The sequence below is a fragment of the Comamonas sp. Z3 genome, assembly GCF_008121565.1.
Lineage (GTDB): Bacteria > Pseudomonadota > Gammaproteobacteria > Burkholderiales > Burkholderiaceae_C > Comamonas > Comamonas brasiliensis.
This window is the reverse complement of sequence record NZ_VOQU01000005.1, coordinates 205,368-223,773: the sequence shown is the minus strand read 5'-3', so window position 1 is coordinate 223,773 and position 18,406 is coordinate 205,368. Positions and strand designations below refer to the sequence as shown.

Below are 18,406 nucleotides of genomic sequence, written 5' to 3'. Positions count from 1 at the left end.
CTCCATGTCTCTTATTCCTTACTCACTGACGCGTCCTATTCTTTTCGGCATGGACCCCGAAGCGGCCCACGACCTCACCATGAATCTCATGGCCAAGGGTCAAAATACCTTGCTGCAGAAAGCCTGGGAGCGGCCTCTGATCAGCGACCCCATCGAGCTGGCGGGCCTCAAGTTCCCGAACCGCGTCGGCATGGCAGCCGGCCTGGACAAGAATGCACGCTGCATCGATGCGCTGGCCGCCATGGGTTTCGGCTTTGTGGAAGTGGGCACCGTCACGCCCCGTCCCCAGCCCGGCAACCCCAAGCCCCGCATGTTCCGCATTCCGGAAAAGAATGCGCTGATCAACCGCCTGGGCTTCAACAACGAAGGCCTGGATGCGTTCCTGGCCAATGTGCGTCGCTCCCAAGTGCGCGCCAAAGCAGGAAGCAATGGTGGCGCCATGCTGCTGGGCCTGAACATCGGCAAGAACGCCACCACCCCCATCGAAGAGGCCACCAGCGACTACATCAAGGCGCTGGACGGCGTGTACCCTCATGCCGACTATGTGACGGTCAACATCAGCTCCCCCAACACCAAGAATCTGCGTGCGCTGCAGAGCGACGAGGCGCTGGATGCGCTGCTGGGTGCGGTCGCCAATCGCCGCGAACAGCTTTCCAGCCAGCATGGCAAGCGCACGCCGGTGTTCGTGAAGATCGCTCCCGACCTCGATGAGGAACAGGTCGGTGTGATCGCCGCGACGCTGGAGCGCCACGGCATGGATGGCGTGATTGCCACCAACACAACCATCAGCCGCGACGCCGTCAAGGGTCTGCAGCATGCCGAAGAAACCGGCGGCCTGTCCGGCGCACCCGTGCTCGAAGCCAGCAACCAGATCATTCGCCAGCTGCGTTCAGCCCTTGGCAGCCGCTTCCCAATCATCGGCGTGGGCGGCATCCTCAGCGGTGCTGACGCCGTGAGCAAGATCCGCGCGGGCGCCGATGTGGTGCAGATCTACAGTGGCTTGATCTATCGCGGCCCCGACCTGGTCACCGAAGCAGCCCAGGCCATCGCCCATATGCACTGAAATTTCACTGAAGTTGCACTGAGCCTGAGGCCAGGTCTTCTGACAGTGCCATAAAGAAACAGCCCGTCCGGCATATGCCTGACGGGCTGTTTTTTCAGGGCTGTTCAGCCGCGCGTGCGTTGCTGCAGCTTGAGGATCCAGGGCAGCGCAGCACTGCCCCAGCGAATCAGTTTGCCCGGCCCCAGAACCATGAGCAGGCCACCCGCTGCGGCCGTTGCCAGCGGATGCAGGCGCACGAACGACAACAGGCGCTCTGGCAAGGGAGCATCCGCGTCCACATGCGGCGTCGCTGTCCTGCGCAAGGCAAGCGTCTGAGCCTTGGCAGCAGCTCTGGCCTTGATGCGTGCACGCTGCTTGGCAATGCGCAAGAGCACCAGTTTCTGCTCGGCGGTCGCCTCATTCCAGAGCAGAGCATCCATACCTGCGGGCTTGGCGGGCTCCAGCTCTGCGGATCGCGAATCGGGAGAGACGCTGTTCATGCTAAATCCTCTCCTTCAGCGCTTGCCAGTCTGACCTGAGCTCGCGCCGTGTCAGCCGGAATGGACTGGACAGTTGCCTGACGGCTACCAGCAGACGCCACAGCCCCAGGCCCCAGATCAGAACCCAGCCGCCGACCAGCAGCCATGCCGCCAACTGGCGATGCTCGCTGTCCCAGAACTGCACGAGCAAAGCCATGGACAGGACAATGAGCACCACCACGGTGAGAGCGCCCAGCACAATCGCCAGCACCGCCAGCGTTTGCATGCTGCGCTTGTGCTGCTGCCATTCAAGCTGCGCAAGATCAACCCGGTCTTCGGCAGCAATCGCTGCCTCGTTCAGGTTGGCGCGCCAGCGCTCCATCAGGGAATCAAGACCTAGTAGTGAAATCAGATTCACAGGCACTTGTCCTTTTGCAACTCGGCACTGCTTAGCGACGACCCAGCATGAAGCCCAGCAGAGCGCCCACGGCCAGCGCTGCACCGGCAACGCGCCAGGGTTCGTCGTGAGCGTAACGATCAGCCACATCAGCAGCTTCACGTGCCTGGCGAGCAGCATCATGGGCGGCACGCACGGCAGATTCGCGCACGTTGGCCATGCTGTCGTCGATGCGCTGACGCAGCGCGCTGATTTCGGGAACCTTGTCCAGTTCACGGGCAGACAGCAGACCGCGCAGATCGCTGACCAGTTTTTCCAGATCGTCTTGGGCAGTGGAAACGGCGTCGGAAACAGAGCGTGACATATCGGTCCTTTCAATGTGACGAAATTGGAATATCGCATGCACTGGGCAGTGCACCAAGATAGCTGCGAAGCAGCAAGCATCGGGGCCGACCGCTCATAAAACCTGCAGCATGTGAACATCTTACAGAAAACACACCGCATCCAAGAAACTCGCAGCCCCTCTGCACTGTCAGACAGCAACGAAACTGCCCCATGCCGAACCGCTAACCAGCGTTCAGGGGCCAGACCACACTGCTTGCCCGGGCGGCAGCTAGGCCCCCGCATTCGGGGCTGCATCAGGCATGCAGGATACGGAGTTTCGTCTTCAGCGTCGGCAGGCCAGCAAACCTGATTACAGATGGCCATGTATCGATTGCTTAACAGTTCATTAATGAAGCACCGGCATGCTTGCCGAACAGTCATGTCCTGGCATGACTTGCAGTCCAAAAACTCCCGGGAAAGCGAATACTTGACCCAAATCAAGTAGCACAAATGGCAACTTTCATATAGTCATATACATATAAAAAAAGTTAATTTAATACTTTTTATATGTAAGGCATCAGAGTTTTCTGTTGCCACTGCGACGATGAAAGTAAGGGCCATGCCACTTCAGAAACAAGAACTCTCCGACGGCTCAACCAACAGCTCGGCCTGCACCTGCAGCACCCGATCCATTGCCCGGGCACCTGCGCAGGCAGTGACAGCGTCCACCAAGCGCGGCTTCTTGCAGGACTTGATTGCCATGGCCACTGGCCTGGGCATTGCGGGAAATGCCCGCGCTGCATGGCCCGGCGACCCTGCATTCCAGCCCGCACGACGCCCCGGCATGGAAGGCAAACGCTTCGGCATGCTGGTCGACATGCGCAAATGCATCGGCTGCCAAGCCTGTACGGTGAGCTGCTCGGTCGAAAACCAGCCCCCCATCGGCCAGTTCCGAACCACGGTGCTGCAGTACGAAATCGACCAGGCCGGCGACACGGCTGCAGCCATGGTCAGTCTGCCGCGGCTGTGCAACCACTGCGACGAACCGCCTTGCGTGCCCGTATGCCCGGTACAGGCCACATTTCAGCGCACCGACGGAATCGTCCTTGTCGACAACGAGCGCTGCGTGGGCTGCGGCTATTGCGTGCAGGCCTGTCCCTACGACGCGCGCTTCATCAATCATGAAACGCAGACTGCCGACAAATGCACCTTCTGCGAACACCGCCTGGAAGCCGGCCTGCTGCCCGCCTGCGTGGAAAGCTGTGTGGGCGGTGCGCGCGTGATCGGCGACCTGAACGACGCGCACAGTGAAATCAACCGGCGCATCGAGGCTCACAAGGATGAGATCAAAGTCCTCAAGCCCGGCATGCAGACCAAGCCGCATGTCTTCTACATCGGCCTGCCCGATGAGTTCGTGAACGGCGTGGACGGCCAGGCCACGGTCCGCCTTGTTGCCGAACATCTGTAAAAGGAGTTCCCTCATGCAAATCATTGAACTCCTGACCCCGGCCTACGAAGCGGCCTGGCTGCCCTGGGCCGTGCAGTATTTCTTTCTGGTCGGTGTGGCCACGGGGGCCGCGCTGCTGGCCTCGGCCTGCGCATTGGGCCCAGCCCGCGGCTTGCGCCAGCGCCTGCTGCCCACGGCTGTGCTGGTGCTGGCCGTGAGCGCGATTGCCGCACCTGTCGCACTGCTGGCCGATCTGCACCAGCCTGCACGCTTCTGGCATTTCTATGCACACCTCACACCCTGGTCGTGGATGAGCCTGGGTGCCGTGCTTATGCCCGCATTCGTCGGGCTTTGCGTGCTGATGTGTGCACTGTGGTGGCTGGGCAGGCCGCAATGGATGCGCCTGCTGGTGCCTGTGCTGGTGCTGTCCGCGCTCAGCATCGTGGTCTACACGGGGGCCGAAATCATGGTCATCCGCGCGCGCCCGCTGTGGAACACGCTGTGGGTACCGATCAATCTGGCGCTCAGCGGCTGGCTGGCGACCGTCGGCATGGGTTTTGTGCTGTACCGCTTTCTGCCCCGGGCCTTGCAGCCGGATGCAGCAGCCCTGCAAGGACTGCGCCATCTGGGCCTGTGGCTGGCCACCGGCCTGATTGCCAGCGCCCTGACCTGGGGAATTGCCGGCATCGCGGGCCAGAGCCCTTCCTTCGATATGGCGATGCGCCTGTTCAGAGAGTTCCCTGTCTGGCGCATCTCCATGCTGGGCTCGGCCGTGTTTGGTACAGCCGTGGTGATGGCGCTGCTGCGCGGCGAGCATCGTATGGCAGCCAAGGGCTACACCCTGGTGCTGGGCACTGGCCTTGCCGCATCGGCCTGGGCATTCCGCTGGGCACTGTTCATGGGCGTGCAGGGCGTACCCAAATTCGGCGCCGGCCTCTATCTCTACAGCATGCCTCTGGGCGGTGAAGGCCTGATGGGCATGCTGGGCGTGGCCGGCCTGTGCGTGGCACTGGTCGCAATGGCCACCTGGGCACTGGAGCTGTTCCCGGCCCGCGAGCCTGCGGGCATCACTTAAAAATTACGCCAAATACCACCAAAACACAATAACAGCAAGCGATAGCAGCTATCAATATCATAGAAACACTGCTGCGCTTGCCCTTCCCTCATACCAAGGGCAAGACCATGAATGACAAGAAACTCTCCACTGAACAATCACAAGACACCGAGGCCGACCGCACCGTTGCTGGCCGCACCGACGCAGGTCGCCGCCGCATGCTGCTGCGCGGCGGTGCCGTTGCAGGCGGTCTGGCGGCTTTTGCCGCAGGCTATGGTGAAACCGTGGCCAAGGGAGCCAAGGGGCTGATCACTGGCAGCTCGGGCAAATCCACCCAAAGCGCCACGCGCGGCAACTCGCTGATGCCCGAATTCCGCATCGATCCCATCAGCGGCAAACTGACGACCCAGCCCGGCCAGGTGGTCAGCCCCTCCTCGTGTCTGGGCTGCTGGACACAGTGCGGCGTACGTGTGCGCGTCGATACTGCCGACAACCGGATCATCCGTATTGCCGGCAACCCCTATCACCCGCTGGCCACCACACACCCCGCCCCCATGGAAACACCGGTGCGCGAGGTCTACGCCATGCTGGGCGGTGACAACGGCCTGGAAGGCCGCGCCACCAGTTGCGCGCGTGGATCGGCCATGTTCGAGCATCAAAAAGCCCCACACCGCGTTCTCAAGCCGCTCAAGCGCGTGGGCCCACGCGGCTCCGGACAGTGGAAGAGCATCACGCTCGAAGAGCTGGTTCAGGAAATCTGCGAAGGCGGCGATCTCTTCGGCGAAGGCCATGTGGACGGTCTGCGCGCCATCCGCGACGTCAATACGCTGATTGATGAAGCCAACCCCGAATACGGCCCCAAATCCAACCAGCTGCTGGTGACGGAAGCCGCCAACGAAGGCCGCACCCCTCTGGTCAACCGCTTTGCCAAGCAGTCGTTCGGTACCATCAATGTCTCCAACCACGGCTCCTACTGCGGTCAGACCTACCGGGTGGGCACGGGGGCGGCACTTGGCGATATGGCCGGCATGCCCCACGGCAAGCCAGACTGGAAGAATTCGCGCTTTGGCCTGTTCATCGGCACCTCGCCGGCGCAGTCCGGCAACCCTTTCCAGCGCGTGGGCCGCGAGCTGGCCGAAGCGCGTTCACGCGGCGAACACACCTATCGGTACGTGGTGGTCTCTCCCATGCTGCCCACGTCATCCAGCCATGCGGCGGGTGAGAACAACCGCTGGCTGCCCGTCAAACCCGGCAGCGACCTGGCGCTGGCGATGGGCCTGATCCACTGGATCATCGACAACGAGCGCTATGACAGGCAGTTTCTGACCCAGCCCGGCCCCGCCGCCATGGCTGCTGTGGGCGAAGCCAGCTGGAGCAATGCCACCCACTTGCTGATCAACGATCCCAGGCACCCGCGCTATGGCCAGTTCCTGCGCGGAGCCGATATCGGCCTGCCCCTGCCTGAGCCCGTTGATGAAAAAACGCCCGCCGAGGATGTCTATGTGGTGCAGCTGGCCGATGGTTCTCTGGCTGCGCACACGGTCGCCACTGCGGCAGAGCTGATCGTGGAGCGGGAGTTCACGCCCGCCAGCGCTGCGGACGCCACCGAGGACCCGGCCCCGATGGCCGTCTGCACCGCTTTTGTCAAACTGCGCACCGAGGCGCGCCAGAAGACGCTGGAAGAATATGCAGCCCTGTGCGGCGTGCCGGTCAAGGAGATCGAGGATCTGGCGCGCGAATTCACCAGCCACGGCAAGCAGGCCGTGGCCAACTCGCATGGCGGCACCATGAATGGCTCGGGCTTCTACACCGCCTATGCCATCGCCATGCTCAACAACCTCATCGGCAACTTGAACGTGCGCGGCGGCTGGGTGATGGATGCCGGCCCGTTCGGTCCGTTCGGCCCCGGCCCGCGCTACAACTTCGCGCAGTTTGAAGGGGCGGTCAAGCCCCGGGGCGTGGCCCTGTCGCGCACCAGGTTCCCCTATGAGAAGACCAGCGAATTCAAGCGCAAGAAGCAAGCGGGCCAGAATCCCTATCCCGCCAAGGCCCCCTGGTATCCAGCACCCGCAGGCCTTTCCAGCGAAATGCTGGCGGCCGGCATGCTGGGCTACCCCTACCCTATCAAGGCCTGGATCAACCACATCAGCAACCCCATCTATGCCATGTGCGGCTTCGAGAACGCCCTGGCGGATGCTGTCAAGGATGTGAAAAAGCTGCCGCTGTTCGTCTCGGTCGACCCCTTCATCAACGAGACGTCGGCACTGGCCGACTACATCGTGCCCGATACCGTCACCTACGAAAGCTGGGGCATTGGTGCGCCCTGGGCCGATGTGGTGGCCAAGAGCAGCACCGTGCGCTGGCCCACAGTCGATGCCGCCACCGCCAAAACGGCAGACGGCCAGCCCATCGGCTTTGAGAGCTTTGTCTTTGCCGTGGCCAAGCAGCTGGGCCTGCCCGGCTTTGGCAAGAATGCCATGTCCACCAAAGACGGCGAGCCGCTCGATCTGGAAAACGCCGAAGACTTCTATCTGCGCGGCATGTGCAACATCGCCTACCAGGCCGGCAAGCCCGTGCCCGAAGCCAGCGATGACGACATCGCCATCACCGGCCTCGACAAATGGATGCCGTCGCTGCAAAAGCGTGTCGCACCAGAGGAAGTACGCCGCGTCGCCATGGTCATGAGCCGTGGCGGTCGCTTTGACAAGGTCGAAGATGCATGGAAGGACGACCAACTCAAGCTGCAGGCCAAGTTCCCGGCCACCTTCTGGCACGAGGGATTGAGCAAAATGCGCCACTCCATGACCGGCGAGCGCTACAGCGGCTGCCCGACCTGGTATCCCACGCGCCTGGCCGATGGCTCGGATATGCGTGCCGTATTCACCGAGCAGGACTGGCCGCTGACCATGACCAGCTACAAGTCCAACCTGATGAGCAGCATGTCCATTGCCTCCTCGCGCCTGCGCCAGGTGCACCCGCACAATCCTGTGAGCATCAACAAGGCCGACGCGGCAAAGCTGGGCATCGCCAATGGCGACCCCATCGAAATCAGCACCCCTGGCGGCAAGCTTCAGGCAGTCGCTCTGGTGCGCGCCGGTATTGCGCCAGGCGCCATCGCTATCGAGCATGGCTACGGCCACAAGCAACTGGGCGCCGTGGCCCACAAGGTGGACGGCCGGCTCACCCATGCCAACCCGCAGCATGGCAATGGAGTGAACCTGAATGCTCTGGGCTTTGCCGATCCGACCCGGCCCGAAAAGGACAATGTCTGGATCGATTGGGTATCAGGCGCGGTGGTCAGGCAAGGATTGCCGGTGAAGGTTCGAAAAGCTTGATGTCGGCTTGAAACTCTGGCGGGCGGTAGGAACGAAAAATCCATCGCTCGCACCTGCGCAGGGAGAGCTGCCGGCAAGCCGCAGCACTGCTTGGGTCTGCGCCATTGCCGCATCTACCGATTCAGCTTGCTGCAAACACCGATGCCGGGCCCGATTCACCCCGATATGGAACATGGCAGGCCATATTCGTGATTTCGGCAAAGCCGTCTTGCGTATTCGAGCTCCGGAAAGTTCAAACGAATTGTTCACAAATTCAGTTAATGCTGCTTCATCGCATTGAATCGCACAGTATTTACAATTGAAAACCACCAATAAACAGTATTTGAAATCAAAGGGGAAATAATTCTCCCCATTGAATGGAAGCTTTCACCCGAGCAAGCCCCTGCAGTTCAATGGCCATATTGTTTTTAAAATTACAATTTAAAACAATGCCTCAAATGTCTATTTACGCTTCATTGTTGATAGCAATGAAGTTCTTAAACTCAATAAATTATAAAAATAGCACTACCCGGCTGACAGGGCCTTTATGCATGCCCAAACAAGGTATTTCTGTTTTCATCCGGCTTATTGAAACTGCCATTAACCGAAGGAACGTTTTGGAACAACATGTGCCAGGCCAAAACGTGATGGAGGTTGGCACTGATCATTGGGCTGTGGCAAATGGTCTTTCGCTTGGAAATTTCCCGGTTGTCCGAGAACTGGCCATTCAAAGGAATGATCATGAAGAAGTCTTTGATTGTCATGGCGGTTGTTGCATTGGCTGGTGTGGCATCTGCTGCGGCCAGCAGTTCCAGCCTTGCCGCAACCAACACGGGGAGCAATGCCTCGTCGGGCACTTACTCCTCGGTTGCGAGCTCAGGCACGGGCAGTGCTGTGAGCTTCAATAGCGCGACGGCAGGCGCTCAAGCAAGCGGCTTTGGGAACAGTACCGGCATGAGCGGTTCCTGGGGACCCGTGGCCGCAGGACACTCCAGTGTCGGCGGCAGCGCCTCCACCACCGGAACCGTCACCAGCCTTGCGGCGACTACCGGGGGCGGCGTTGCGGGAGGCTATGGAGCCACCAATGCCAACGCACATTCGGATGTGGGCAGCAACTACCAGGGCCAGGCCCCGGGCAAGCTGGTCAGCGGGGGCGCGGGAGGCTACGCAAACTCGAGCACCAACAATGTCGCTGGCACCGCGTCCATGGGCAATGGCATTGCGGCGGTGAACAGCACGGCCCATACCAATTCCTACTTTGGCGCGAACTCGCAGGCGCTCTCGGGCCCTGGCGGAACCTCGACCAGCAATCACTCTGGTGCGACCTCTGTCGGCAACGCGACAACGACCGGCTTCAGCCTGGGCAACGCCATCGGTGGCTCCAACGGCGGTGGCACTTCGGGCAATGCCTATGGATGGGCCAACTCGGCAGCCAACTAAACAAGGTCTGCGAACCCAGTTGTATTGACCCCGAGTCGAGGCCTGCCAGGTCAAGACTCGGGGTCAAGGGAGAAACAGCATGAAAGCCTCGATCGCCTTGCTAAGCCTTTGTGTCCCTGTGTGCGGTTTTGCGCAGAGCGCCGACAGCAGTGCACAAAGCCTCTCCAGCTCTTCGTCCGTGGGAGCACAACAGAACCAGTCCATCACCATCGTCAATCCGGTTGCTGCTGCGGACAGTCGATCGGTATCCAGCATCGAAAGCCACTCCACTTCAAGCTCGGATCAAAACATAACGACCAGCGGCACAACCACCCAGAATCTGAACAGCAGCCTATCCGGTACATCCAGGAATATCGTGGAGTACAGCGGCAGCTACACCGTAAAGAACGTTCCCAGCGTGAACGGCCCCAATCTCACGACCAGCAACGACACCTGCATGGGCAGCAGCAGCGGCAGTGCCAACGGCCCCGGCTTTGGCCTGAGCTTCGGCACGACCTGGACGGACGAGCATTGCAAGCGCCTGAAAATGAGCCGCGAGCTCTGGAACAAGGGCATGAAGGCAGCTTCACTGGCGATGGACTGCATGGACCCCGCAGCGCGCGTGGCCCTGGAGATCACGGGCTCCAAATGTCCTCAGTCCATGACCGCAGAGGAGCGCCGCAACCTCTACGGGCCGGATGCATCTGCGCAGGCCAGCCCCGCTCCGGTGGCGTCCGATAACGGGCCTGGGCAGGCAACCGCGTCCAGCCAGACAGCAAGCCTCTACCCGAATTGATGAGCGTTCAATCCGGGAGGCTGTGATCGGCCAGGTCTGCCACCGCCTTGGCAATGGCAGGCTGCTGCCTCGCCTAAGCCAGGCTGACTTCGGCTCAACGCTTGCCCGAGTTTCAGCATCTCATGTGAAATCCGAGTCCCGGCCGCCAGATCTCGCCAGATCTCGCCAGCTATTGCGCTACGCTAGCCTCTCCGTCAGCGCCCTTGCTCCGCATCGTGCTCATCCACCTGCGCAGGCTGGCCTACTCCTTCGAGATCCCGCCAAGGTATCGGTCATGCCCATCTATATCGCTCTGCTGCGTGCCGTCAATGTCGGCGGAACCGGCAAACTTCCCATGGCAGAGTTGAAGTCCATGTGCGAGGCCGAAGGCTGTACACAGGTACAGACCTATATCGCCAGTGGCAACGTGGTGCTGAAAGCAGATTGCTCCGCACAGCAACTCAAGTCGGCCCTGGCGCGACGCCTGGCCAGCTACGCGGGAAAGCCCATAGAAGTCTTTGTGCGAACGCTCCAGCAGATGAAGCAGGTGCTTGAGGCCAATCCCTTTCCCCAGTCTCCGGGCAACCGCGCTGTCGCCATCTTTCTTGAGGAGGCACCTCCTGCAGACGCGCTGTCCCAGGTCACGGGTCGCAACGACGAACAACTGCAACTGGGTCGACGTGAAATCTATGTGGCTTACGGCTCGGGAATGGGCAACTCCAGACTCAAGATCCCTGCAGCGGCCTCAGGCACGGCCAGAAATCTCAACACGATTGCCAAACTGGTCGAGATGGCGGCTGCACTTGATGGTGCTGGAGCGGGGTCAGCCAAACGCTGATTCCAGCCTGAGCCTATGATGCGCAGCGCAGGCCAGCAGCCGGTCGCCCTCGCCGCTTCACAATCGATTGGAGCCGAGTCGCTGGCCGGATCGGCTGTCCCCAGCTGCCTCGGCACTTGCCCCGGATCAGCCCAGGCCCGGCAATTCACTCTGGCTCATGAAAGCATAGTGTTCGGCCGCAGGCACCGGTTTGCGCGAGCTCGAACGCACACTGCCTTGTTCCGTGAAAAGAAAGGGGTAAAAACTCAGGCACGCGTCATTGCCCATGTCGGCCACTTCGGTTTCCCAGCCTTCCCAGCGCAAGTCTCGATAGAAATCGCGCAGCCGCTCGGTGAAAGCCCATTGCATGAAGGCCGTGTGCCCGATCCCCAAGGACTCCCAGGCCCAGGTATCCGGGGCCAGATAGTGGACAGCACCCAGATCTTCACCGAGCGCTCCGCCGTTGATCGCAAAGAATCCGCCCACCGCATCGTCGGCAATCAACAAGAACCCACTGCTACGCCCGCGATTCCAGCTCGCGATATCGCGTGTGAGCCTGGCATGCCCGCAGCCCAGCATCCTGAGCCAGCCTCCGTCGACCAGGATTCCGCCGGTTCCATGTGCGACTGCCCCCAGCGGCGAGCGCGTCGTGACCTGCAATGCCAGCAAGACGGAGTCACCCTGCTCCGAAGCAGGAAGGCACTCCACAGGAATGCTCGCCTCCTGCGCCCAGGCCTGAATCAGCGCCAAAGCCGGTTCGTCACGCTCCAGAAGCTCCGCCAATGCACGCATCGATTCCTCATGAAGAAAAGCAAACAATGTCGATATTTTGACACTGAGCCTGCCCGTCCTGAGCCAGGCTGAACACGGCAGGTCAATGCCGCACTCGACCCAGGCTTGATTGCGCATTCGCTCGTGCCTGGGTCTGGGCTGCTAGCTGGCCTCCGGCAAGCTCTGGATTGGCTGTACCGGCTGACTGCCATCCTGATTCAGACCTATGGTGCAGCCAAACGGATCGAGCAACATGGCCACAACAGCGCCAAGACTGGTGACAATCGGGCCACGGAACAAGACTGCTCCTCGTCGCTCCAGTTCCTGCCGTGCCAGATGCAGATCGTCCACCTCCCAATAAACGCTTGTCCCACCGGCTCCGCCCGGGCACTTGCTATCAAGTGGATGAAATCCGATCAGACATGCCGGCGTGCTGATGAAAGCATAGTGATGATTCTCATACTGCACCTGCACCTGAAACAGTTCGGCATACCAGAGGGCTGCAGCGTCGATATCGGGGACGAACAGCACGACGGATTGAATATTCTTGAGCAACATAAGCTCTCCATGACTCTCTGACACAGCAACCCGCAATGTAACGCCGACCTGGTGCTGACAAGCGGATTGCTGTCATCGCCTCCGCGCTTCAGCCACAAGCGGCAGCCCTTTGAAAACCCTCTTCAGCCGCCATTCGGAGGCACCCTGAACCCAGCCATCACTCGTGCCTCGGCACGCTCCAGCCAACCCCGGACTCGTGCCAGCCAGCGCCACGCTCGGGCCTCCCCGGATCCGGCTGCTTCAAGCCCGTGCCTGGGCACAGCTGCGGTCCTGTCATCCAATGCGTCATAGCCCATATCAGGGTCTTCAATTCGATGATTTTTCATGGTCGACCAATGGTCTTTGGCCGCCAAACATCTGTAAAGTTGAATGATCTGACCACTCAGTTCAGAAAATCTGATTCAACTCCCATGCGAAACCTGAATCTCGACCAGTTGCAGACGCTGATTGCCATCGCCGATCTCGGCACCTTTGCCGCGGCAGCCCAGGCGCTGCATCTGGCTCCACCCACGGTCAGCCTGCACATCAAGGAACTGGAGACACGCATGAACGCCACGCTGTTGCTGCGCGGCAGGCGCCAGGCAGAACTGACGTCGGCCGGCCAGGTGCTGGTGCAGAAAGGACGCAAGCTGCTAGAGGCCAGCGACGACCTGATCGATCAGGTGCAGCGCCATGCCAGCGGCCGCGCCGGCCTGGTCAAGGTAGGCGTGTCCGCCGGGGTCAACATCCGGCTGTTTCCGCTGATGCTCGAGTCCCTGAGTCGTCACAGCCCTGGCATAGACATCAGGCTGGAGGCCGTGGGCTCGGCCGACTCCATGCAACGCCTCAAGGCCGGAACGCTGGATATCGGCCTGGTCGCCAGCCCACAGGCTGAGGCGGCAGAGATCACGCTCACGCCCTGGCGTAACGATCCCATGGTGGCTCTGTTGCCCGCAGCCTGGACGGTCCCTGACCGCATCAGCCCCGAATGGCTGGCAAGCCGCCCCTGGGCCTGCTTTGCCTCCGCCACGCAGATGCATGGGCTGATCGCTGGCTGGTTCGGCCAGGCCGGCCTCAGCCCTCGCCCCTTCATCGCCATGACCTATACCGAGGCGCTCAAAAGCCTGGCGGCAGCCGGTCAGGCTGCGGCCTTGTTGCCGCTGGAGGCCATGGAAGAGCAGCAGCAACTGAGCAGCGTGCAGATACGACATCTGTCACCCACCTTGATGCGCCCCATGGCCATCGCCCATCGCCAGTTGCCAGCCCTGAACCCGGCGATCGCCAGCGTGCTGAAAGTGCTGGCGGAATTCGGCAATCAGCCACGACTTGCTTGACCTCGGCGCCGCACTGCCTAGAATCGATCACTCTCACTTTCCAACGAGGCTCTTCACCCATGCGCCATTGATGCCGCCGTCTGACTGACGGCCACCATCCCTCCTTCCTTTCGCTGCCACCGTTATGCGCAGCCGGGGATGTTCGGCATCAACCCATCGCATGGTTCTATGACAGAAGCTCACCTGACGCTGCATGGCGTCTCCTACACGCTGCCCAATGGGCGGCCACTCTTTTCCAATCTGTGCTGCAACTTCAGCTCTCTGCGCTCGGCGCTGGTGGGCCGCAATGGCGTGGGCAAGACCGTGCTGGCCCGCATCCTGGCTGGAGAGTTGTCCCCCGGTAGCGGCAGCGTGACGCGTGCGGGCCGCATTCACTACCTGCCGCAGAACCCGCTGGCGTCCCGTCCAGACCTGAGTCTTGCTGCGCTCGCAGGCCTGGGCGGCACACTGCAGGCACTGGAGCGTATTGAACAAGGCAGTTGCGAAGCCAGCGATTTCGAACTGCTGGCCGAGCGCTGGGATATACATCAGCAGTTTCAGACGCAGCTCGGGCGGGTCGGCCTGCCCCGGCTGTCACCGCAAACCCCTGCCAGCCGACTCAGCGGCGGTCAGGCCATGCAGGTCGCTCTGCTGGGTGCACAGCTGGCCCAGGCCGATTTTCTGATTCTCGACGAGCCCAGCAACCACCTGGATGCTGCCAGCCGCTCTGCCCTGGCGCAGCAGCTGCAGCAATGGCGCGGTGGCCTTTTGCTGATCAGCCATGACAGAGTCTTGCTGGAAATCATGGACTCTGTGGCGGAACTGAGCGCCAGCGCAATCACTGTCTACGGCGGCAACTATTCTTTCTATAGAGAAGTCCGGCAACAGCAAAGCCGGAATGCAAAAGACGAACTGGCACGACTCAAGCTGGAGCGCAGCCGCGCCGAGCAGGCCTTGCGCACGCAGCAGGAACGCCAGAGTCGCAGGCAGGCACGCGGTGAAAAACTGGGCAAGAACGGCAACCAGGCCAAGATTGCGCTGGACGCAGGCAAGGAGCGCGCCCAAGCTTCAGGCGGCAAGCTGGCGACCCAGCAGACCGCAGCGCGTGAAGTCCTGAACCAGAGCGTGCGCGAGGCCGCCCTGGCGCTTCAGCGCCAGGTGGACTGGCAGGCCGAGAGCATTCACTGGCATCTGCCGCATGGACTGACGAACCTCGGAGATCGCATGGTGGCCGAACTGCGCGAGGTGCAACTGCCTCATGTGGCAAGGCACTCACCTCTGAGCCTTGTGCTGCGCGCCGGTCAACGCATGGCCATCACCGGACCAAACGGCTGCGGCAAGTCCACGCTGCTGCAACTGCTGGCCACTCAGCTGCAGCCGCTGGAAGGCGAGTGCAAGCTGAATGTGACGCATGCCGTACTCGACCAGCATCAGAGCCTGCTGCAGCCCGCATCGTCGGTACTGGGCCAGTTGCTGGCCGCGAGTCCGAGCACGCCCGAGTCGCTGCAGCGCATGCGCCTGGCACAGCTGGGGCTGGACGCGCGCCATATCGACCAGCCCACCGCACAGCTCAGCGGCGGTGAACGTCTCAAGGCTGCCATGGCCTGCGCGCTCTACCGCGACCAACCGGCTCAATTGCTGCTGCTGGACGAGCCCGACAACCACCTGGATCTGCCGTCCCTGCAGGCTTTGGAAAGCATATTGCGCCAATACCCGGGCACGCTGCTCATCGTCTCGCACGATGCGATGCTGCTTCAGGCTCTGGAGTTGACGCACCAGCTGAGCTTTGCCGCTGGGACATGGACATTGACTGCGCTCTGACCGCTGGAGCCGGCTCGGTCCGCACGCTGCGCATCCAGCCTGCGGGCTCGCACCTGGCGCCCCTGGTTTCGACTTCAGAGCTTCAGGAGATCTTTTTCCAGTTCCTGCCGTCCGTGGAACGGTAATCGCCTCCCGTGGCACAGCAACCGCCTGCGCCAAAGGCCATGCGCCCCAGCGTGACCGAAAGCGCGCCGGCCTCATGCCGGATCGACTGCCGCTGGCAGGAGGTGAAGAAAGGATATGGCTCGGGGGCCAACACCTTTTCCCAGCGGACTTCGTCTTTTTCCAGAGGCTCCACGAGAAAGACCTCGCAGTCATGGACCAGCAGGAACACCGGCTGACCTGCCAGCACGCCCTTGAAGACCTGCTCCGGCGGCGCATCCCGCGTGGCCTGCGCCTGCCGGCTCAGCGGCGCTGGCGGCTCGGCAAAGTCACAAGCTGCCAGCGCTGTCAGCGCCAGCAGCACAACTGTCGTCAAAGGCCTTGGCATCATGGAAGCAGTATGCCAGCTGCTTTCGGGCGTGCCCGGCCGGCGCCGCCGTGGAGCTTGCCGAGCCAGGTTAGGCTATGCGCCTGGGACTGCGTGCCCTGCCAAGCCGGAGCCCCTGCAGCAGTCACTTACGTCGAATTCATGCTTACAGTGCAAGGAGTAGATTTGATGAAAAACAGAATGCAGCGTATTCGCCCCCTGCCGGCCACCCTGCTGCTCGCCGCTTCCGCTGCAGCCGCCACGACTAGTGCCTGGGCCTGCACCCGGCTGGTCTACCACGGTGTGGACGGCCAGATCATGACGGCCCGCTCCATGGACTGGAAAAGCGACATTGTCAGCAATCTCTGGGTGCTGCCGCGCGGCATGGAGCGCAACGGCCAGACCGGTCAGAACACGCTGCGCTGGAAGTCCAGATACGGCAGCGTCATCACTTCGGGCTATGACATCTCGACCACGGACGGTGTCAACGAAGCCGGCCTCAACGCCAATCTGCTGTGGCTGGTGGAGTCCCAGTATCCGAGCTTTGATGCCAAGAGCAAACCCGGGCTGACGATTGCCGCCTGGGCGCAATATGTGCTGGACAACTTTGCCACCGTGACGGAGGCGGTGGCCGCGCTGGAGAAGGAGCCCTTCACCATCGTCTCGGACAATGTGCCCGGAGAAAACCGCCTGACCACCTTGCACCTGTCCATGTCGGACGCCAGCGGCGACAGCGCCATCGTTGAATACATCCAGGGCAAGCAGGTCATTCACCATGACCGCAAGTACCAGGTGATGACCAACTCGCCCACCTTCGATCAGCAACTGGCGCTCAACAGCTACTGGCAGCAGATCGGCGGCACGATCATGCTGCCCGGTACCAACCGCGCAGCCGATCGCTTTGCGCGGGCATCGTTCTATGTGAATGCCATTCCCAAGGACCCCAACCCCAACAAGGCACTGGCCAGCGTGTTCAGCGTGATCCGTAATGTCTCGGTGCCCTACGGCATCAGCACGCCCGATCAGCCCAATATCTCGTCCACGCGCTGGCGTACGGTGTTTGACCACCAGCGCAAGCTGTACTTTTTCGAGTCGGCTCTCACACCCAATACCTTCTGGGTCGATCTCAAGGCACTGGATTTCGATGCGCAAACCGGCAAGGTCATGAAGCTGGACCTGGGCGCCGACCAGAGCCATACCTATTCGGGCAATGCCACTGCGAAATTCAAGCCCTCCAAGCCTTTTCAGTTTCTGGGCATCTAAGGTCTGGCGGGCATGAGAAAAAGCGACCAGCGCCCGATGTATCAACGCTGGTCGCCATGGTTTAGAGACGGCTGCTCAAAGAGCTTTGACGCCCACGCGTTCGCGCAGTGAGCCCAGCAGTTCAGCTGGCAAAAGCCTGAAAGCCAGCTGCAATAGCAAAAAACCGATCAGGCCGTCGTCCAGCCAGCCCATAACAGGAATGGCATCTGGCACGACGTCTAGGGGACTGATGAGGTAGAGCGCCGCCAGCACAGTGGCGAGTTTGGCAGCCCTGGGCGAGCGCGGATCGCGCAGCACAGCCCAGGCAAGCAGCAGTTCTTTGCGAAAGCGACTCAGCAAACGGCCCAGTTTCCACATGGCGGTGATCCCTTCAAAGCGACAAAACACCAGCCCTTAGCTTGCGACCGGTCTCAGGAAAAACAAGAGAGCAGCCATTTTCTGGAGGCAAAAAATGCATCCAGGAACCCGGTCCATTCAGGAAAGACTCGCTGCAGCGCTTTGTAGGCAGTCGCTGAAGCTATATTTTTCGGAGCAATCAACCATCCACCGGATTCAGCGGTGTCTGCAGGGTGAGCTGATAGAAGGCCAGATCCAGCCAGCGGCCAAACTTGAAGCCCACCTGCGGCATCAGGCCCACGGACTCAAAACCCAGACGCTTGTGCAGCGCGATGCTGCCTGCGTTGGCGGCATCGATGGCACCGACAAGTACATGCACGTCACCACGCTGCCTGGCCTCGGCAATCAGCAAATCCATCAGTTGCTGACCCAAACCTAGCCCCCGGTGTTCGGGGTGGACATAGACCGAATGCTCAACCGTGTACTTGTAGGCCGGATAAGCGCGAAAACTGCCCCAGCTGCAAAAGCCAAGCAACCGGCCTTGCGCATCCTCGATGCCGATGACGGGAAATCCTCCTGCACGTTTGGCCTCGAACCAGCTGACCATGTTTTGCGCCGTGCGCGGCTGGTAGTCGTAAAGTGCCGTGGAGTTGACGATGGCATCGTTGAAAATGTCCAAAATCGCAGCGGCGTGGCGTTCGTACGTGCATTGCACGATGTTCAGATCACTCATTTCTTGGCCTCAGGCACCCAAATCAGAGCCAGTATTATGGGCAAGGTTGCAGCAGTCGCGGGCTTCGCAGCGTTTAACTGCACTGGTCCGGTGCT

Annotated in this window: 19 protein-coding genes; 10 read left to right on the top strand and 9 right to left on the bottom strand. The window is 61.2% G+C overall.

Going from position 1 to position 18,406, the window contains the following annotated elements; genetic code table 11:
* Positions 1-4 precede the first annotated feature (4 nt).
* A complete protein-coding gene (locus FSY59_RS16320) occupies positions 5-1,063 on the top strand; it encodes a quinone-dependent dihydroorotate dehydrogenase (RefSeq protein ID WP_148729333.1) in 1,059 nt (352 codons plus the stop codon).
* 104 nt (positions 1,064-1,167) lie between these two features.
* Here FSY59_RS16320 and FSY59_RS16315 read toward each other — a convergent pair whose 3' ends face one another.
* From FSY59_RS16315 to FSY59_RS16305, 3 genes are read right to left on the bottom strand one after another with little or no spacing between them, the layout of a single operon-like run.
* The gene (locus FSY59_RS16315; protein ID WP_003055365.1) at positions 1,168-1,542 is read right to left on the bottom strand and encodes a hypothetical protein; all 375 of its coding nucleotides are present in this window, start codon (positions 1,540-1,542) and stop codon (positions 1,168-1,170) included.
* A gap of 1 nt (position 1,543) precedes the next feature.
* Positions 1,544-1,945 carry a phage holin family protein gene (locus FSY59_RS16310; RefSeq protein ID WP_019043180.1) on the bottom strand — a complete coding sequence of 134 codons (402 nt, stop codon included), beginning with the start codon at positions 1,943-1,945 and terminating at the stop codon, positions 1,544-1,546.
* A 25-nt stretch (positions 1,946-1,970) separates the two neighbouring features.
* On the bottom strand, positions 1,971-2,282 hold the full coding sequence (locus FSY59_RS16305; protein ID WP_003055367.1) for a YqjD family protein: 312 nt from the start codon (positions 2,280-2,282) through the stop codon (positions 1,971-1,973).
* A 579-nt stretch (positions 2,283-2,861) separates the two neighbouring features.
* Here FSY59_RS16305 and dsrO point away from each other — a divergent pair.
* The 3 genes from dsrO (at position 2,862) to FSY59_RS16290 (ending at position 8,078) form a co-directional block, all read left to right on the top strand.
* Positions 2,862-3,710, top strand: coding sequence for a sulfate reduction electron transfer complex DsrMKJOP subunit DsrO (gene dsrO, locus FSY59_RS16300; protein WP_255439512.1), 849 nt, complete (start codon positions 2,862-2,864; stop codon positions 3,708-3,710).
* A gap of 13 nt (positions 3,711-3,723) precedes the next feature.
* A complete protein-coding gene (gene nrfD / locus FSY59_RS16295) occupies positions 3,724-4,764 on the top strand; it encodes an NrfD/PsrC family molybdoenzyme membrane anchor subunit (RefSeq protein WP_003055369.1) in 1,041 nt (346 codons plus the stop codon).
* A gap of 107 nt (positions 4,765-4,871) precedes the next feature.
* Entirely contained in the window at positions 4,872-8,078 is a 3,207-nt protein-coding gene (locus tag FSY59_RS16290; protein WP_148729332.1) for a tetrathionate reductase subunit A, read from the top strand.
* Positions 8,079-8,602: 524 nt separating this feature from the next.
* On the opposite strand, the gene FSY59_RS27380 is transcribed toward FSY59_RS16290, so the two are convergent.
* Positions 8,603-8,914: a hypothetical protein gene (locus tag FSY59_RS27380; RefSeq protein ID WP_162473288.1), complete on the bottom strand. Its 312-nt coding sequence runs from the start codon at positions 8,912-8,914 to the stop codon at positions 8,603-8,605.
* Between FSY59_RS27380 and FSY59_RS16285 the strand changes: the two genes are divergently transcribed.
* From FSY59_RS16285 to FSY59_RS16275, 3 genes are all read left to right on the top strand, one after another.
* Positions 8,799-9,497, top strand: a complete 699-nt coding sequence (locus tag FSY59_RS16285) for a hypothetical protein (protein ID WP_003055371.1) — start codon at positions 8,799-8,801, stop codon at positions 9,495-9,497. The genes FSY59_RS27380 and FSY59_RS16285 overlap by 116 nt on opposite strands.
* A gap of 79 nt (positions 9,498-9,576) precedes the next feature.
* A complete protein-coding gene (locus tag FSY59_RS16280; RefSeq protein ID WP_148729331.1) occupies positions 9,577-10,272 on the top strand; it encodes a hypothetical protein in 696 nt (231 codons plus the stop codon).
* Positions 10,273-10,546: 274 nt separating this feature from the next.
* Complete coding sequence (locus FSY59_RS16275; RefSeq protein WP_003055374.1) at positions 10,547-11,089, top strand: DUF1697 domain-containing protein; 543 nt, start codon at positions 10,547-10,549, stop codon at positions 11,087-11,089.
* A gap of 126 nt (positions 11,090-11,215) precedes the next feature.
* Here FSY59_RS16275 and FSY59_RS16270 read toward each other — a convergent pair whose 3' ends face one another.
* Positions 11,216-11,977 (bottom strand): DUF2625 domain-containing protein, encoded by a 762-nt coding sequence (locus tag FSY59_RS16270; RefSeq protein WP_255439511.1) that lies wholly within the window; start codon positions 11,975-11,977, stop codon positions 11,216-11,218.
* 24 nt (positions 11,978-12,001) lie between these two features.
* Positions 12,002-12,397, bottom strand: a complete 396-nt coding sequence (locus FSY59_RS16265; RefSeq protein ID WP_148729330.1) for a VOC family protein — start codon at positions 12,395-12,397, stop codon at positions 12,002-12,004.
* Between the two features lie 410 nt (positions 12,398-12,807).
* On the opposite strand from FSY59_RS16265, the gene FSY59_RS16260 reads away from it, so the two are divergent.
* Complete coding sequence (locus FSY59_RS16260; RefSeq protein ID WP_148729329.1) at positions 12,808-13,710, top strand: LysR family transcriptional regulator; 903 nt, start codon at positions 12,808-12,810, stop codon at positions 13,708-13,710.
* Between the two features lie 168 nt (positions 13,711-13,878).
* A complete protein-coding gene (locus tag FSY59_RS16255; RefSeq protein WP_187427930.1) occupies positions 13,879-15,510 on the top strand; it encodes an ATP-binding cassette domain-containing protein in 1,632 nt (543 codons plus the stop codon).
* Positions 15,511-15,592: 82 nt separating this feature from the next.
* Here the strand turns inward: FSY59_RS16255 and FSY59_RS16250 are convergent, their stop codons facing one another.
* Positions 15,593-16,003: a hypothetical protein gene (locus tag FSY59_RS16250; RefSeq protein ID WP_003055380.1), complete on the bottom strand. Its 411-nt coding sequence runs from the start codon at positions 16,001-16,003 to the stop codon at positions 15,593-15,595.
* A 165-nt stretch (positions 16,004-16,168) separates the two neighbouring features.
* Between FSY59_RS16250 and FSY59_RS16245 the strand changes: the two genes are divergently transcribed.
* A complete protein-coding gene (locus FSY59_RS16245) occupies positions 16,169-17,242 on the top strand; it encodes a linear amide C-N hydrolase (RefSeq protein WP_148729327.1) in 1,074 nt (357 codons plus the stop codon).
* A gap of 75 nt (positions 17,243-17,317) precedes the next feature.
* Here FSY59_RS16245 and FSY59_RS16240 read toward each other — a convergent pair whose 3' ends face one another.
* Together FSY59_RS16240 and FSY59_RS16235 are read right to left on the bottom strand one after the other, a co-directional pair.
* Positions 17,318-17,599, bottom strand: coding sequence for a YkvA family protein (locus FSY59_RS16240; protein ID WP_043372725.1), 282 nt, complete (start codon positions 17,597-17,599; stop codon positions 17,318-17,320).
* 178 nt (positions 17,600-17,777) lie between these two features.
* Positions 17,778-18,311, bottom strand: coding sequence for a GNAT family N-acetyltransferase (locus tag FSY59_RS16235; protein ID WP_148729326.1), 534 nt, complete (start codon positions 18,309-18,311; stop codon positions 17,778-17,780).
* Positions 18,312-18,406: the final 95 nt, after the last annotated feature.

What these genes read in the sequence shown, in the direction of transcription:
- FSY59_RS16320 (WP_148729333.1), top strand. Translation starts at nt 5, where the DNA reads ATGTCTCTTATTCCTTACTCACTGACGCGTCCTATTCTTTTCGGCATG.
- FSY59_RS16315 (WP_003055365.1), bottom strand. Translation starts at nt 1,542, where the DNA reads ATGAACAGCGTCTCTCCCGATTCGCGATCCGCAGAGCTGGAGCCCGCC.
- FSY59_RS16305 (WP_003055367.1), bottom strand. Translation starts at nt 2,282, where the DNA reads ATGTCACGCTCTGTTTCCGACGCCGTTTCCACTGCCCAAGACGATCTG.
- dsrO (WP_255439512.1), top strand. Translation starts at nt 2,862, where the DNA reads ATGCCACTTCAGAAACAAGAACTCTCCGACGGCTCAACCAACAGCTCG.
- nrfD (WP_003055369.1), top strand. Translation starts at nt 3,724, where the DNA reads ATGCAAATCATTGAACTCCTGACCCCGGCCTACGAAGCGGCCTGGCTG.
- FSY59_RS16290 (WP_148729332.1), top strand. Translation starts at nt 4,872, where the DNA reads ATGAATGACAAGAAACTCTCCACTGAACAATCACAAGACACCGAGGCC.
- FSY59_RS16285 (WP_003055371.1), top strand. Translation starts at nt 8,799, where the DNA reads ATGAAGAAGTCTTTGATTGTCATGGCGGTTGTTGCATTGGCTGGTGTG.
- FSY59_RS16280 (WP_148729331.1), top strand. Translation starts at nt 9,577, where the DNA reads ATGAAAGCCTCGATCGCCTTGCTAAGCCTTTGTGTCCCTGTGTGCGGT.
- FSY59_RS16275 (WP_003055374.1), top strand. Translation starts at nt 10,547, where the DNA reads ATGCCCATCTATATCGCTCTGCTGCGTGCCGTCAATGTCGGCGGAACC.
- FSY59_RS16270 (WP_255439511.1), bottom strand. Translation starts at nt 11,977, where the DNA reads ATGCGCAATCAAGCCTGGGTCGAGTGCGGCATTGACCTGCCGTGTTCA.
- FSY59_RS16265 (WP_148729330.1), bottom strand. Translation starts at nt 12,397, where the DNA reads ATGTTGCTCAAGAATATTCAATCCGTCGTGCTGTTCGTCCCCGATATC.
- FSY59_RS16260 (WP_148729329.1), top strand. Translation starts at nt 12,808, where the DNA reads ATGCGAAACCTGAATCTCGACCAGTTGCAGACGCTGATTGCCATCGCC.
- FSY59_RS16255 (WP_187427930.1), top strand. Translation starts at nt 13,879, where the DNA reads ATGACAGAAGCTCACCTGACGCTGCATGGCGTCTCCTACACGCTGCCC.
- FSY59_RS16250 (WP_003055380.1), bottom strand. Translation starts at nt 16,003, where the DNA reads ATGATGCCAAGGCCTTTGACGACAGTTGTGCTGCTGGCGCTGACAGCG.
- FSY59_RS16245 (WP_148729327.1), top strand. Translation starts at nt 16,169, where the DNA reads ATGAAAAACAGAATGCAGCGTATTCGCCCCCTGCCGGCCACCCTGCTG.
- FSY59_RS16240 (WP_043372725.1), bottom strand. Translation starts at nt 17,599, where the DNA reads ATGTGGAAACTGGGCCGTTTGCTGAGTCGCTTTCGCAAAGAACTGCTG.
- FSY59_RS16235 (WP_148729326.1), bottom strand. Translation starts at nt 18,311, where the DNA reads ATGAGTGATCTGAACATCGTGCAATGCACGTACGAACGCCACGCCGCT.